Raw genomic sequence first — 14,662 nt, 5'->3', positions numbered from 1 at the left:
TTTGATTATGGTTTTTATTTAATTTTTTGTCTATTTTTCAAATGGGTGGAACGAGATGCCAAGGCTGAAATAACCTGTGGGATCAGGGTGTGTCCTGAATTCATAGGTGTCGCTTGACTGGCCTTTGATAACCCCCCTTGCGTTCATGTAGTTAGTCATACCACCTTTGAAGGTGGCAATGATGTTGTGTCCAAGATTATGTTCGTAAGTTAGGCCCGATTTGAGTTCCATCTGCCTGTAATCGTATAGCGTACCGGTCTGCGCCGGGCCTATTCTCACATAAAGCAGTTCATTTTCCATTTCTGTTCCCAGGGAGATCCAGCCATTCTTGAAGACACCTTTTCTGATCATCAGGCGTTGCGGCAGGAATACGTCCAGCGCCCAATCGTTACTAAAGGCGTGCTGATAGGAAATGATGGGCATGAACGGAATAGGCGCGGAACGGTCGATCATCGCAGAGACCCCAACGGCAAAGCTGGTTGTTCTTGTTCGCTTCAGGATCATGGTTGCTGACAGATTTCCTTTTACGCGGCCAAAATCCTGATCAGTCGCATCGGCAAATATTAAACCGTTATAAGCCATTCTCTTACCGAACAAGGAACCAAACCGTGTAACGCTTAACGAACCGGTAAACAAATGATAATTATCCTGCGGGTTCTGGGTTATGGCTGACGAAGTTCCCGGCAATGGTATAAAGTCGCCGAATTCAAAGGCTTCATATTTATACTTGACGGATGTATTGATCAGCCACCGGTCGCTGGTATATACCGGAACGGTAACCGCCGCCTTGAAACGGTAATGGTTGGTTATTCTTCCAGTGCCTTTGGGCTCCCCATTAAAATCCGGGGCGTAATCTGTCGGAGCGAATTGCTCGTATTTAACTTCGAAGTTTCTTCTGTTCGGAAACTTTTCCTGTATGGGTTCGCCTTTGACTTTGGTGATCGTATCTACAGTTTGGGCAAATGCCGGGGTGAAGCCCAAAGCCAGCACCAGGGTTAAAATAATCTTCATGGGATAAAAGTTAATAGTGGATGAGTGGTGTAGAATATGCCTGAACGGATTGCTTGATATCCGGAAATAATAAAGCGTGTTTTCAATCAGGAAGTGCAAACCAGCCGACAGAACCTGCGAGGTAGGCAGGTCAAACCCGCTTACTCGTAATAGGAAAATGGTGATTGTCTTGTACATCTTATTTTGTTTGATGCTCAAAACTATCGTCAATAGCCTATCCTCATTTTGATATTATACCAAAGCGGCTGTCAATTAGATGAAATGGATGATATCGCCGGATTTAATAAACCGAACGGTGATTCGGTCCAAAGAAGTGGGCAAAAAAAACCCTTGATGATTGCTCATTTCGGGCCTTGAAATTTACAAAATCTTTAAAAGGCAAGAAGATAAGAACTGACGTCTTCTAAAGAATAAGGATTTATTGAAATGCAAACTGTGCGCTGCATTATTAGTGGTGTATTATAATTATTTGGAGAATAATTTTTTGTTTACAAAATCTTCAAAAAATGCCGCATGATAACTGTTACCGATAGGGATCTCATGCTGATCGATATAAACAGTGTTGTTATCGAAGGAACTGATCTTATGTTTATTTATAATATAAGATTTACTTGTTCTTATGAATATGTTAAGTGGTAATCTGGCCTGGATAGTTTTGATATTCATTGCTGTTATGACCTTTTGATCGGTAGTGAAAAGCACAACGTAATCCTTAAGCCCTTGTATAAAAAGGATATCATTAAACAATACTTTAAATACCTTTCTGTCAGCCCGGATAAAAAAATAGTTTTCCTGTATATCGTTGACGTCAACGACATAAGTATCTGTTTCAAGCAGTTTTTTATAGGACATGGCTTTAGCGACCGCCCGTTGAAAACGCTCCGGTTTAACCGGTTTTATTAGATAATCAAGGGCATCAATCTCATAACTTTCCAGAGCATACTGGCTATAGGCCGTAGTAAAGATGACCATTGTTTTTTGCGGGATTGTTTGTGCAAATGAGATACCGTCAGTTCCAGGCATTTGAATATCGAGGAAAATGATATCTACATGCTCGGTTTCCAGGTATTTTGCAGCAGCGTCAGCGCTGCTGAACTCTTTGACGAACTCAAGTTCCGGAACCTGACTAATTAGGCCAACAATTGCTTCTCTGGCCAATGGTTCATCATCAACAACTATGCAGTTCATAATTGAATTTTTAGTTTAACTGTAAAATGGCTTTCCTGTTCTATGATTGTCAGCTCGTGACGGTTGGGGAATAAAAGTTCAAGTCGCCGTTTAATATTTTTCAAGCCTAATCCGCCAACTTCCTGAAAGCATTTTTTTAATGGACAAGAGTTAACGCAAAGAAAATTCACTTGCTTACCCTCGACATCAAATCTTATATCAACGAAAGATGGACTTTCAGAAGAAAGACTATGCTTGATTGCATTTTCAACGAAAGTGATGAATAGAAATGGCGGTACCTGTATTCCGCTTACCTGCCCGAGCTTGGAAACGGTGTAATTGAAATCATCACGCCTGATTTTTTCAAGATCGAGCGAATCGTTTAAAAATTGAATTTCGGAAGTCAATAAAACATTTTCTCTCGCGCTGTCATATAGCTGGTATCGGAGCAAATCGCTTAGTTTCATGATAACCTGCGAAGCCTTAAAAGGATCTTTTTGTATCAGTACATTGGCGTTATTAAGCATATTGAACAGGAAGTGCGGATTGATCTGATTTTTTAGTTGTTCCAGTTCAGAACGCAATCCAGCGCTCGTCAGTTCATTAATCCGTTTTGTATCCCTTATCCATTGCTGAAATAACTTTATCGCTGTAGATGTGCCCAAAAAAACAGTGGCAATAAATACGTTTGGTATAATGGGCGGAACAAATATGGTCTTTGTGTAATAGCTCTGATCAAGCGACTTTAAAATCAACTGGCTAATGATTACTGCAAGCGATGCAATAGCGATCATTCCAAAAAACGAAAATCTGTACTGTGTTGGTCTGCCGGCAAAAAGCAGCTTTGGCACTAATACATACATATTGATATAGCATAGTAACAAGCAGAGTGAGCAGTACGCCAGTTTATAGTAGGTTACCAGCGATTGTTCATAAATAGGCGTTGCGTTGCTGAAATAGAAGGCTAAAGCAATAACTGACAAAACAAACAAATGCCTGAATGGCCTTGACTTCGTTAATGCCCTTTTTAATCTTGAATAGGGGTCTGTTTTATTGTCGTGATCGAACATAATTGATTATCAAATATAAACAATGCGAAAAACCTCCCGGTTTATTTTATATCAAAGCCGTTATAAATTATACGAAATGATTTTATGATCAAAATTTTAATCTCATAATGGGTCGACAATAGCATTGGGCTTTTAATTGATCATTTGCAAAACGGCGGGATGTTTTGGTATAAAAAATACCGCATTTGGTATAATAGTTATCCCATTTGATATAAGAGTTAGACACCGATTGCTTCCTGAAAGTACCTTGTTCTAATTTACCGCCAAGCCCTGAAACTAAAAGTGTGACCTATGGGAATTATTGAAAAATTACTGATGAGCATTCTCATAAAAGCCGAAATCACTTATAAGGAACAAATAACACCTCATACTTTCCATATTCGATTGCAAAGTGACTCTGTTATTCATACCGATTACAAAGCCGGCAACTTTCTGAGAATTTTTGTCGGTAAAGGTCGTGACGTCAGCATCAGGGATAATATCCGCAGCTATTCGGTCTGGCAGATCGACCAGCCAACGGGTTGTATTGACATTGCTGCATGTACCCATTCAGCAGGTCCAGGTAGTCATTGGGTAAAAAATTGTGAAGTCGGAAATCAAGTCCATTTTTCATGGCATAAAAGTAATTTGTGGGTTGATACGGCCGCTGATAATTACGTGTTTATCGGGGATCTTTCAGCCCTGGGGCATTTCTATGAACTCTACCGGAACCTTCCTGAAGGTAAGATTATCTACAGTCTCATCTATGGTGAACATGCAGCTGACTTCTTTGCGGATATTGATGGATCTCGCCCATTTAATTTTTATCCGTTTTCTCAAAATCCCAATGAAGATATTATTCCATATCTGCATCAGATTAGTCAACTACCAATCGAAACTACCAAAGCGCTTATTGCTGGGGAGGGCAGGTTGTGCGTTGACTTGAATAATTTTTTCCGAAAAGGTTTCAACTGGAAGTCTGATCAGCTAAGAATAAAACCTTTCTGGGTCTTGGGTAAAAAAGGACTTGAATAATACTAATTCATCTATAAAACCTAAGCTATAGTACTATGAACAACAATAACAAACCGAAGGTTATCAAAAACAAGGAATTGACCAAGAGGAAACTGATAGATGCGGTAGGCGAGATCTTCCGAACGGAGGGACATACCGGCCTTGGCGTCAACAAAGTCGCCAAGCAGGCAGGAGTAACTAAAAAACTGATTTATGATTATTTTGAAAGAGATTTTGACAACCTGGTAGAGGCATATATTCTGGAAACTGATTATTGGATGGCTTTCGCAGATCGTGTTCAGGAACTTATTGACGCGCAAGCCTATAATGATGACCAAAAACTGATTACCAATATCCTTCAAAACCAGTTCCGGTACTTTTATATGGATAAGCAAATGCAGAAGCTAATTCTTTGGGAAGTTTCGACTAATAGCCCATTAATGCGAAGCATCCATAATGCACGCGAAAGTATGGGTCAAAAACTGTTTGAACTAACAGATCAACATTTTGCCAATACGGGTGTCAATTTCCGTGCTGTCGCTGCATTGTTAGTCGGCGGTATATATTATACAATATTACACACTCGCTTCAATGGAGGCATTTTTTCAGACATTGATATTGCTACAGAAGACGGACGTGAGGAGATGGTGAGAGCAATAGAACTTATTGTTGGCTGGGCATACCAGGCAGCAGATAAGAATAAAAATGAGATGAAAGTTCAGTAAGCAATATCAGCGGAAAAGTTTCTATGACCTATTTTTCAGGCAAAGATATTTTCGTACAGACAAATGTTAAAAGTTCGCAGGGAGATACTTCGATCGATAAAGCGATTAGGTAAAGTTCCTCAGTTGTTAATTTTGTAACAATGCTGTTCGAAAGCTGGGATAGGCGTGATTTGCTGATGCCTGTCCGCCGGGAAATTTCGGCCTTATTTACAGATCTTTTTGATAAAAAAAGTCCTAAGTCTGTCATTAATTTCTAAATTCTAAACACTTATTTAGAATTAATGTACACCTGTATTATTTAATGCAATAATTTATTTGAATTTGGATAGAAAATCAATACACTTGTTTAGAAAATAGAAACACGCCTGTTGGTAAAAATCATAGTGAAGTATCCTTAATTAAATTAATATGTGTGATAAAGTTTCCCAGGAATACCATCCCGATTTTAGCACGTTATCGGGTATAATGGAACATTTTTCCCGTGTCCCGCTTGAACAGTTTAAAGCCGATTTGAACGAATGGTTCTATAAAAGCCTAGACGATAACCAAATTGATCTTTGTAAATTGAATGGGGAAAATACTATAGGCTTTCCCGAGCAGCTCAAACATTTTGTTCAAGATATTTACAACCAAGCAGAGGTTTTACGAAAGAAGCAGGACGATAAATAACGTTGAAGTAGATAGGATCAAAAGTTTTTACCATCTCACCACTTTGAATATAAAATGAACTTTTCTTTGTAATTGTAACAGACTTCATTTAACAACTATTCTAAATAGACGATTATGAAAACATTGATCTTTTGCTATATACTCCCGGCTATATGGTTTTTTTTCATAAATGCAACTCAGGCACAGCCGCCTGTTAAGGTAATAAACGGTGTCATCTTCGTCGGAAATAGCTCGTTGGAAAAAAATGGAAAAATGTATGCTATGTTTATAGATAGTCTGGACAAAAAATTAAAAGCAAACGTAAACGATACGACGAGCTTGTTTTATAGGGCGTTGTTTTATTTACAGTATAACAGCTTTGTTGTCAACCCGGATTTAAGTACAAATCGGGCAACCAATAAATTATTGTTGGCCAGGAAAATGGCTGACCGGGCGGATAGCCTAAAAATGCATAATTTTAATTTGAAAGTGCTTAGAGCACAGATTTTTAAAGAGCTTGCTAATCGGTATGCGCCAATAGAAACTTGGCGGTTTAACGATCAACAATTAGCAGATCGAAAGAAAAAATTTGAATATTTTAAGAACTTGGCCAATCAACATTATGCTCAATTGGCCGAGGTGGATAAAAGTAATGCTTGGGATTATCAGAAACTAAAAATTAAAGATTATTAATCATCGTTTTACGAAAAAAGATCAGACTATGGCGACGTTAACTTTCCCGAATTACCATCATTCATTATACAAGTCTAATATTTTTAAAGAGATTGGCAAAAAGCTCTCCCGCTTCCTTATCAGATGCCATCTCGATTAGATAAAGTTCATGTGATTGAATTTTTGATGAATCCAATTTTGTAAGGCGACGCAGGCGATCCTTTTTTATCCCTGTTTTATGGGCTAAATTGTAAAGATCATAATCTTCAAGGGAGAAAATTACCTTACCAAGGTCTGTTGTATCTGCTTTGATCTGAGTTGATATGATTTTATCGATTGAGAATAATTTTAAATTTGGATAGACTTCGTTCAATACTTGGCTAATTGAATCTTTGGTTACTAACGAAATTTTATATAGTTCTATTGCTGGAATTGCTTTAGTTTCTCCACTTCGCATTTTCCTTATACTTCCAATAGGAATGCCGGTTTTCTCATGTATTTCAACGCTATCTTTTCCCTTTTTAGTCAGGTAAGGTCCTAATAGGTTCTCTGGAGCTTCTACTTTCAAAATTACATTTTTACTAAAAGTATTGAAGCAAGGCTCAAAAGAAGATAATCAATTAAAAACAATCATTTATTTAAAAATAAATTCAAATAAATGATTTATTTTAAATACATTTGGTTCTGAAGTAATTCTTATGAAGTGAAGTAATAGAAATATTCCCTTTTTATAAAGGTATTAATCAAAGAGTCTCGGCTACCAAATTCTGACAATTGCAGCCAACGGGACAATAGATTATGCCCATGACAATATTGTTGTATTTTTGCGATACACTGTGGCGTCATGGGCCCTATTGTAAATCCGTTGGCAGGGCCGTCAGAAGCCTGGTAGAACGGTATTTAGGGCCCGTGACGCCATAGTACCTTATAACCGTAGAGACTCGTTATTTAAACGAGCAATGAAATCGTACGCCAATTTTAAATTTTTTAAACGAATTGAAATCTTTAAGAAAAGGAGAAAACTTGCCTCGTTTACTATTCTTAAAATAGTTACTACTCCACATAGCATTAGTCCCCAACAGATTTTATTTCCTCTCAAGCCTAAAGCGCCTATATAATTTTGTTTGAGGCAGCCCAAGGATCAGTTAATAGTTAATACTTTCTTTTGGGCTGCCTTTTTTCTTACGTCCATCTAAGATAATTAGCTATTTAAATTGCTCCAATACATGAAAAAAACTATACTCATAATAGTACTGGCCGCGCTTTGCCTTAATTCTATTGCGTTGGCACAAAAAACTGTTCATATTACAGGGCGAGTAATAGACTCGGCCGATAACAAGCCGCTGCCTAGGGCGACGATTGAAATTAAGAGCAATCAAGCTTCCACAACCACTGACGAGAAAGGAAATTTTGAAATATACACCGGAACTAAACAAGGTACATTGATTATAAGCTTTATAGGTTACAAAACTATTCAGGTAAGTTTTAATGAAAATACTTCATGGCCTATTAATATTTTTCTTCCCTCAAACCAAAACGAATTAAAGGAAGTGAACATTGTTTCGACAGGATATCAGACGTTGCCTAAAGAACGAGCAACAGGGGCATTCACATTCATTGATAAAAAAACAATTAACCGGAGTGTGGAAGTTAATATTCTCGACCGTCTTGAGGGAGTGGCAAGCGGTTTATTGTTAAACCGTGGTTTAGATAGAGGCGCAAATAATCCTACCATTTCCATACGTGGACGAAGTACGTTATTTGCCAATGCTGAGCCATTAGTTGTATATGATGGATTTCCTTATGAAGGCGCTATCGATCAAATTAATCCAGCGGATATTGAATCCATTTCAATATTGAAAGACGCTGCTGCGGCGTCAATTTGGGGTACCCGCGCCAGTAATGGCGTAATAGTTTTAACATCAAAAAAGGGCAATAAAAACAAAAAAATGGAAATTGGCTTAACATCAACCCTTACAATTTCCAGTAAGCCAAATCTCAATTATATCCCACAGATGTCTTCATCAGAATATATTGATTTAGAACAATATCTTTTTGGGCAAGGATATTATGACCAAAGTATCAGTCAAATTTATGCTCCGATTTCAATGGCTGTTGAAATTATGAACAAAAGAAGGGATGGCGAAATTTCAGTGCAAGACTCTGCTTCGCAAATCAATAAAATGAAAGGCTATGACGTGCGGTCGGATTTAAACAAGTATGTCTACAGACCGAAAATTTACCAGCAATACCAGCTAAACCTAAGCGGCGGTGGCGAAAACAATAGCTATTACATATCCGGAGGATATGATAAAAATCTTGAAAATACGGTTACCAATAATTATAACCGCTTAACGTTTGATGTAAATAACAATGTTTCTTTATTCAAAGGGAAGTTAACCTTAACAAGTGGAGTATATGTGGCTTCAACTAACACCAATTCAAAATATGGGACTTACACCCCTTATAGTCCATACGACCGTTTGGCAGATGAGGCTGGCAAATCTCTGCCAGTGGTAAGTAATTTACGAATAGCTTATATTGATACAGCAGGCAATGGTAAGTTACTTGATTGGCATTATCGGCCAAAAGATGAATTGGTTCCAAATCAACATAATAATGTCACCCAATATAAATTAAAGTTTGGTATAAATTACGATATCGGTAGTGGATTAAACGCCTCTGTCAGCTATCAATATTTGAATCAGGATGGAAATAATAGAGGAAATTATGGATTAGATAATTATTATGTAAGGGATTTAATTAACACTTATTCTTCCATTTTCGGAAACACAGTAAGCTATGGGGTACCCATAGGTAATGTTTTTAATAAATCACTAACTAATCTAAAATCTAAAATTTTCCGGACTCAGCTCACATATTCTAAACTTTTATCGGGAGATCATGAAATTAACGCCATTGTTGGCTATGAAACTAATGATGGTAGGACCAATTCAAATAATCAGTTACTATATGGTTACCAGCCCGAAACGTTGATCAATGGCAACAATTTGATTAATCCGCTTGTGCCATATAGCATTTATTACGACCCCAACCAGTCACAACTCTTATCTACAGCGCCCATTCTTAATAACCTCATTAATTTTACACAATCGTATTACGCAAATATTTCATATGGCTATAAAGGTAAGTACATACTCTCAGGAAGCGCAAGAAGGGATGAATCCAACCTATTCGGGGTTAAAACCAATCAAAAGGGTGTGCCTTTATGGTCTGCCGGACTCGCTTGGAACATAGATAGAGAGAAATTTTACCATATAGATTGGCTAAAAACGCTAAAGCTACGAGCTACTTTCGGCTATAATGGCAACGTAGACAAAACACTTGCCGCATTTCTTACTTCGCAGAGTTATGGATTTACCAATAGATTTGGAAATGTCTATTCAACAATATCAAATCCCCCAAATCCTTCATTAACATGGGAAACAGTTAAAACATGGAATTTGGGGTTGGATTTTACAACACAAAACAATCGGGTCAGCGGAAGTTTGGATATATATAAAAAAGATGCACAGGACTTAATTGGAAACAGTCCGATTTCTATGATATCAGGCTTAACCGCATTCAAAGGCAATAATGCCAATCTCAGTACAAATGGCATAGATATAGAAATAAACACTAAAAATTTAACAAATGAATTCAGGTGGTCAACAACCTACCTGTTCAATTATAATACGGATAAAGTCACAAACTATAAAGCGAAGCAAAGTTCTAATTATGAAATTGTAAGTGGAAACTACAATAACCCCCTCGAAGGATATCCTTATTATGGGGTATTTAGTTTTCCCTCAGCCGGGCTTGATGCCACGGGTGCTCCTCAAGGGTATGTAAACGGAGCGGTAAGCAAAGATTATTCTACGATCCTTTATTCACTAACGCCCGCATCGCTTAAATACCATGGCTCCGGATCACCTAAATACTTTGGAAGCGTTATCAATACATTCGGCTATAAAGAATTTGAACTCTCGTTAAATATTACCTATAAGCTGGGCTATTTTTTCCGCAGGCAAAATGTTTTTTCAGGAGGCAGTTATTTATATCAACAAGCAGATTACGATAAGCGGTGGAAAAAACCTGGAGATGAATTAATTACGAAAGGCCCCTCTTTAGTTTATCCGCAGGATGATCTAAGAAGTACATTTTTCACCTATTCGGAGGACAACGTTGAAAAAGGAGACCACATTAGACTACAGGATATAAAATTAAACTACCAGGTTCTAAGTAACATATTACAGAGATCGCCCTTTAAAAAAGCTTCAATATTTATTTACGCGAGGAACTTAGGGATTTTATGGAGGGCAAATAAATTAAATATTGATCCCGATTATGGCACGACCGTTATACCGCAGCCATTCAGTTGTTCATTAGGAATTAATCTAAACTTATAACCTGCATTAAAATGAAAAAGATATTATTACCACTCCTGATTTCTTGTTTATTGGGATGCTCAAAAAACCTCGACCGTAAACCGGATAGCGCTTTAATAGTACCTACTTCGGCGCAGGATTTAGAAAATTTATTAGATAACACAGATAATGTTATGAATTTGACGCCAGCACTTGCCCAACTGTCGGCTGACGAATATTTTATCGTGGACCTGGCTTCATGGCAATCATTAATAAACGTGGTTCCAAGGGCCACTTATATTTGGGATAAAGAAATATTTCCAGGCCAAACCCAGGTAAATGATTGGAAATTACCATATCAGGCGATATTCTATTGCAATAGTGTTCTCGACGTACTTGCAAAGCAAAAAATTGACAATAACCCTGTATTGAAAAATATAAAAGGATGGGCTTTATTTACAAGAGCTTATATGTTTTATACACTTGCCAGCATTTATGCTAAAGCATACAACCCCGCTACAGCTAACATGGATCTTGGGATTCCACTAAAACTTAATTCAGCGATTACTGAAATAGTTCAACGGAGTTCAGTAGAAGAAACCTATCAACAAATTATAAAAGATGTAACGGAAGCAAAGGATTTATTAAATCAGGACATCACGCCGGACAAAAAAAACAGGCCATCAAAAGTGGCAGCATATGCTTTGTTGGCAAGAGTTTATTTGAGTATGCGAATGTATGAACTCGCGGAAAGTAACGCTGATCAATCACTTGCCTTGTATTCCCAGTTAACTGACTTTAATACACTAACTGTTTCAACCAGGTCCTCTTTTACGATTAATGCTCAAGAAACCATTTATTTTACGCAGCAATTGGGGGAATATCAGACCACGATTTACTCGAATAACACCGTTTATGGTGTTGATTCAACCTTAATTAAATTATACGATCCGAACGATTTAAGACCTTCAGTTTATTTCAGGATAAATGCAATTGGAAACTATATTGCGAGTAAAGGGATAAACAATGATCGGGGTAATCCATTTACCGGATTAGCCACCGATGAATTATACCTAATTAAAGCAGAATGTCTGGCCAGAAGGCAGCAAAAAGACGAGGCATTATCCTTTCTAAATAAACTTCTGAAAACACGCATGAAAACGGGCAAGTTTGTTGCAATTACGGCAACCGATGCCGGCGATACGCTTGAAAAAATCTTAACTGAACGTAGAAAAGCATTAGTTTGGCGAAGTGTCAGATGGACTGATTTGAAACGCTTCAACCTGGAAGGACATAATATTAAGTTAACGAGAAATCTTAGTGGTCAGGTTTATACTTTAGATCCTAATAGCCCGAGATATGTCCTTCCAATCCCCGACGACGAAATCGCGTTGAGCGGACTTCAGCAGAATGTACGATAATTTTCTAGCCCCTAATTTTTTTCATCAAAAAGTACCTTAATATCGGTTCATCACAATTTCTTAACATGAAACCCATTTTATATTTAATTTTCACTATAGCCCTTATGCTTTCACAAGTAGGCGCTTTTAGTCAGACTGGCGGCGTCACAATTTCGGGGTATGTTGATACCTCAATAACAGGTCATTATTTGAATAATGAATTAAGCATTAAGATCAATCAAACATCAACTAATTTCGATCAGGGTGTTATAGTTAAAGTTCCGGTTAACAGCGATGGCACTTTTAAATGTAACATCCCTTCTTTGGAAAAGTATTTATACCTGTCATTTTGGATACTTAATAAAAATGACAAAATACACCAGCTAAAAAACTTATTGCCGATACATTTTCCAACAAGATCACTTTCCAAGCTTCAGGAAGTATATCTATTTCAAAAAGGTGACAGTGTAGATTTAGATATTCGGCAAGGTGGCTACTTGACCTTCAAAGGCAAGGGAAGCGCTAAATTAAACTGTCAATTTCAAATACATTCAATAGATCCCATTCCTCAAATAGTAGCTTTACGGGCTTCCCAACTTCCGGGAAGGAAACAGATGTATCTTGAGGATGCTGCTTACGGGCTCACGGAAAAGATGCGTTTGCAAATTTTAAATAGCTACAAGCCGGAAATGACTGATACAGTGTATCGGGTATTGTATACGGATATTCTTTCTTTAAGTGAATACCAAATTTTAGATGGATTATATATTCTAAGTTATACCCCGCCAATAGAGAGCAATGCAGTTGTTGTGCAAAAGTATATGCAATATAATATTAGAAAGCCTCAGTATACAGCAATCGACACCAATTATCAAATAGCCTCTGCGTATTATGCCGATATGATATTCGTAAAAGAGTTTAACATGTGCAGGCTTTATAGCAAGAAAGGTGAATTTATGCGGGGAGATTCTTTTAAAGAAGTCTATAATAGGATTAAATTCGGTTACAAAGGTCCGCTAAGGGACAAACTTTTATTTATATGCTTCCAAAAATTAAATAAGTTTTATTCAACCGAAGCAAGATCTTTTCTGGCCGATGCATTGAAAATTATGGGGAACAATAAATATAAGACTCTACTTCGCGATTGGGGCAATCATTTATTTATTGCATATCCTTTTGAATTGCAAGATGCGGTGGGCAATATTCATAAGTTGAGTGATTATAAAGGAAAAGTCATCGTAATGGATTTTTGGTCAACAGGGTGTGTTCCCTGTATGCAACTCTCTGCTGCTATGCATTCTGTAATGGAAGAATATAAAAATCGTAATGATGTTATTTTCATAACGGTAAGTGTAGATAAGAATAAATTGCGTTGGATGAAAAGTTTAATTAGCGGGCATTATACGTCACAGAACTCTGTGAATTTATATACCAATGGGAATGGCAATAACGACCCAGCTTTCCTTTATTATAATTTCTTTGGTGTTCCCCAACAATTAATTATTGGAAAGAATGGCGAAATTATTTCTTCTTCACCACCGAGGTCGGATCTCGATAACATAAGTCAGACACCACTTTTATATAAAATAGATTCGAAAACATCAATTCTAGAACCAAATTATGAATTAACGATTGCTAATCCGAATACTAAAGCCTTTATGAAATTGATAAATCAGGCACTCTAAATTTATCATAATTAAGCGAATGGAAGCCCATTGATGGATTTCCATTCGCTTTTTACCTAATTGGTCCCTTTTCCGACCTCGGTTGATTCGGTTCTTGGAGTCAATGGCCGACTGGAATACGTAAATGTAGTATTTGGATCGGTCACGTAAGAAATATTGCAAGGGTTGGTTGATTCATCCCCACACTCATTGGCAGGCAAAACTTTACTGTAAATACCGTTGGCATGTTGGTAGTATGTCACCGCAAAAAATTTGCTTCTTTTTACAGCGTTTAATGTTGTGAATGAACTAAAACCGATGGCCATTGCGCCTACCAAAAGTCCGAACGCAATTTTTTTGAGATTTTTCATTTTCTTAAGTTTTTAATGATGTATTTAATTTATTGAGCCGGAGAGCAATGCTGGCTACTATTATAAATGCGAGATTAAACCATATATGCTGCGACCAGCTAAGTTTTTCGATGGCTCCTCCGCAATGACAAGGAAGGTATTTTTCCCAGATCATAGCACTTACAATATAAATCGTAAACGATATCATCACAATAATGAAACTGTAAAGTCCGATTTTTGCGGTCTGGGGAATTAGCAATAACAAAGCAACAATAATTTCAACGATCGGTACTGAGAAAGATATCAAAACGGCAAAGCCGCTGAGGATATGCACGCTTGTCAGACCCTTTAAGAATCGGTCGTGATCAATCATTTTGGCGTAAGCAGTATATAAAAATAATCCCATACATAGCCAGCATATGGCAGTTGTTATTCTTTCTTTAGCAAGTTCTGAAATTTGAAATTTGGCTTTGTTGCTCAGTATTCGTTCCATAGTCCTTTAGTTTGTCCATCTTAAAAAACGTAAACATTTTACTAGCAGGTGCGTAACCCACTGTTGATTGCAATGCTCTTTGTCACCGTACTCCTTTCTTTT

At 37.4% G+C, this 14,662-nt stretch carries 14 protein-coding genes; 7 read left to right on the top strand and 7 right to left on the bottom strand.

The window, feature by feature from the left end; translation table 11 throughout:
• Window positions 1-30: 30 nt before the first annotated feature.
• From PQ469_RS24680 to PQ469_RS24670, 3 genes are all read right to left on the bottom strand, one after another.
• Window positions 31-1,188 (bottom strand): hypothetical protein, encoded by a 1,158-nt coding sequence (locus tag PQ469_RS24680; RefSeq protein ID WP_274210041.1) that lies wholly within the window; start codon window positions 1,186-1,188, stop codon window positions 31-33.
• A gap of 288 nt (window positions 1,189-1,476) precedes the next feature.
• On the bottom strand, window positions 1,477-2,199 hold the full coding sequence (locus tag PQ469_RS24675; RefSeq protein ID WP_274210040.1) for a LytR/AlgR family response regulator transcription factor: 723 nt from the start codon (window positions 2,197-2,199) through the stop codon (window positions 1,477-1,479).
• On the bottom strand, window positions 2,196-3,248 hold the full coding sequence (locus PQ469_RS24670) for a sensor histidine kinase (protein WP_274210039.1): 1,053 nt from the start codon (window positions 3,246-3,248) through the stop codon (window positions 2,196-2,198). The genes PQ469_RS24675 and PQ469_RS24670 overlap by 4 nt, the downstream gene beginning before the upstream one ends.
• 291 nt (window positions 3,249-3,539) lie before the next feature.
• On the opposite strand from PQ469_RS24670, the gene PQ469_RS24665 reads away from it, so the two are divergent.
• Together PQ469_RS24665 and PQ469_RS24660 are read left to right on the top strand one after the other, a co-directional pair.
• On the top strand, window positions 3,540-4,262 hold the full coding sequence (locus PQ469_RS24665; RefSeq protein ID WP_274210038.1) for a siderophore-interacting protein: 723 nt from the start codon (window positions 3,540-3,542) through the stop codon (window positions 4,260-4,262).
• Window positions 4,263-4,297: 35 nt separating this feature from the next.
• Window positions 4,298-4,966, top strand: coding sequence for a TetR/AcrR family transcriptional regulator (locus tag PQ469_RS24660; RefSeq protein WP_274210037.1), 669 nt, complete (start codon window positions 4,298-4,300; stop codon window positions 4,964-4,966).
• 28 nt (window positions 4,967-4,994) lie between these two features.
• Here the strand turns inward: PQ469_RS24660 and PQ469_RS24655 are convergent, their stop codons facing one another.
• Window positions 4,995-5,213 (bottom strand): helix-turn-helix domain-containing protein, encoded by a 219-nt coding sequence (locus PQ469_RS24655; protein ID WP_274210036.1) that lies wholly within the window; start codon window positions 5,211-5,213, stop codon window positions 4,995-4,997.
• A 161-nt stretch (window positions 5,214-5,374) separates the two neighbouring features.
• Here PQ469_RS24655 and PQ469_RS24650 point away from each other — a divergent pair, with 161 nt between their 5' ends.
• Window positions 5,375-5,635, top strand: coding sequence for a hypothetical protein (locus PQ469_RS24650; RefSeq protein ID WP_274210035.1), 261 nt, complete (start codon window positions 5,375-5,377; stop codon window positions 5,633-5,635).
• A gap of 114 nt (window positions 5,636-5,749) precedes the next feature.
• A complete protein-coding gene (locus tag PQ469_RS24645; RefSeq protein ID WP_274210034.1) occupies window positions 5,750-6,307 on the top strand; it encodes a hypothetical protein in 558 nt (185 codons plus the stop codon).
• Between the two features lie 64 nt (window positions 6,308-6,371).
• On the opposite strand, the gene PQ469_RS24640 is transcribed toward PQ469_RS24645, so the two are convergent.
• Window positions 6,372-6,854 carry a hypothetical protein gene (locus PQ469_RS24640; protein WP_274210033.1) on the bottom strand — a complete coding sequence of 161 codons (483 nt, stop codon included), beginning with the start codon at window positions 6,852-6,854 and terminating at the stop codon, window positions 6,372-6,374.
• 658 nt (window positions 6,855-7,512) lie between these two features.
• On the opposite strand from PQ469_RS24640, the gene PQ469_RS24635 reads away from it, so the two are divergent.
• From PQ469_RS24635 to PQ469_RS24625, 3 genes are all read left to right on the top strand, one after another.
• On the top strand, window positions 7,513-10,695 hold the full coding sequence (locus PQ469_RS24635) for a SusC/RagA family TonB-linked outer membrane protein (RefSeq protein ID WP_274210032.1): 3,183 nt from the start codon (window positions 7,513-7,515) through the stop codon (window positions 10,693-10,695).
• 11 nt (window positions 10,696-10,706) lie between these two features.
• A complete protein-coding gene (locus PQ469_RS24630; RefSeq protein ID WP_274210031.1) occupies window positions 10,707-12,074 on the top strand; it encodes a RagB/SusD family nutrient uptake outer membrane protein in 1,368 nt (455 codons plus the stop codon).
• A gap of 65 nt (window positions 12,075-12,139) precedes the next feature.
• Window positions 12,140-13,738, top strand: a complete 1,599-nt coding sequence (locus tag PQ469_RS24625) for a TlpA family protein disulfide reductase (RefSeq protein WP_274210030.1) — start codon at window positions 12,140-12,142, stop codon at window positions 13,736-13,738.
• A gap of 56 nt (window positions 13,739-13,794) precedes the next feature.
• On the opposite strand, the gene PQ469_RS24620 is transcribed toward PQ469_RS24625, so the two are convergent.
• Window positions 13,795-14,088 carry a DUF6520 family protein gene (locus PQ469_RS24620; RefSeq protein ID WP_274210029.1) on the bottom strand — a complete coding sequence of 98 codons (294 nt, stop codon included), beginning with the start codon at window positions 14,086-14,088 and terminating at the stop codon, window positions 13,795-13,797.
• A gap of 4 nt (window positions 14,089-14,092) precedes the next feature.
• Window positions 14,093-14,560 (bottom strand): MauE/DoxX family redox-associated membrane protein, encoded by a 468-nt coding sequence (locus PQ469_RS24615; RefSeq protein WP_274210028.1) that lies wholly within the window; start codon window positions 14,558-14,560, stop codon window positions 14,093-14,095.
• Between the last annotated feature and the right edge of the window lie 102 nt (window positions 14,561-14,662).

This window comes from Mucilaginibacter sp. KACC 22773 (assembly GCF_028736215.1).
In the GTDB taxonomy this organism is placed as follows: Bacteria; Bacteroidota; Bacteroidia; order Sphingobacteriales; family Sphingobacteriaceae; genus Mucilaginibacter.
This window is presented reverse-complemented; position numbering and strand designations above follow the sequence as displayed.

Bases quoted from the DNA above. Each gene is read 5' to 3' on its own strand.
- PQ469_RS24675 (WP_274210040.1), bottom strand. From the start codon at position 2,199: ATGAACTGCATAGTTGTTGATGATGAACCATTGGCCAGAGAAGCAATT.
- PQ469_RS24660 (WP_274210037.1), top strand. From the start codon at position 4,298: ATGAACAACAATAACAAACCGAAGGTTATCAAAAACAAGGAATTGACC.
- PQ469_RS24645 (WP_274210034.1), top strand. From the start codon at position 5,750: ATGAAAACATTGATCTTTTGCTATATACTCCCGGCTATATGGTTTTTT.
- PQ469_RS24665 (WP_274210038.1), top strand. From the start codon at position 3,540: ATGGGAATTATTGAAAAATTACTGATGAGCATTCTCATAAAAGCCGAA.
- PQ469_RS24625 (WP_274210030.1), top strand. From the start codon at position 12,140: ATGAAACCCATTTTATATTTAATTTTCACTATAGCCCTTATGCTTTCA.
- PQ469_RS24650 (WP_274210035.1), top strand. From the start codon at position 5,375: ATGTGTGATAAAGTTTCCCAGGAATACCATCCCGATTTTAGCACGTTA.
- PQ469_RS24630 (WP_274210031.1), top strand. From the start codon at position 10,707: ATGAAAAAGATATTATTACCACTCCTGATTTCTTGTTTATTGGGATGC.
- PQ469_RS24615 (WP_274210028.1), bottom strand. From the start codon at position 14,560: ATGGAACGAATACTGAGCAACAAAGCCAAATTTCAAATTTCAGAACTT.
- PQ469_RS24670 (WP_274210039.1), bottom strand. From the start codon at position 3,248: ATGTTCGATCACGACAATAAAACAGACCCCTATTCAAGATTAAAAAGG.
- PQ469_RS24620 (WP_274210029.1), bottom strand. From the start codon at position 14,088: ATGAAAAATCTCAAAAAAATTGCGTTCGGACTTTTGGTAGGCGCAATG.
- PQ469_RS24635 (WP_274210032.1), top strand. From the start codon at position 7,513: ATGAAAAAAACTATACTCATAATAGTACTGGCCGCGCTTTGCCTTAAT.
- PQ469_RS24680 (WP_274210041.1), bottom strand. From the start codon at position 1,188: ATGTACAAGACAATCACCATTTTCCTATTACGAGTAAGCGGGTTTGAC.
- PQ469_RS24655 (WP_274210036.1), bottom strand. From the start codon at position 5,213: ATGACAGACTTAGGACTTTTTTTATCAAAAAGATCTGTAAATAAGGCC.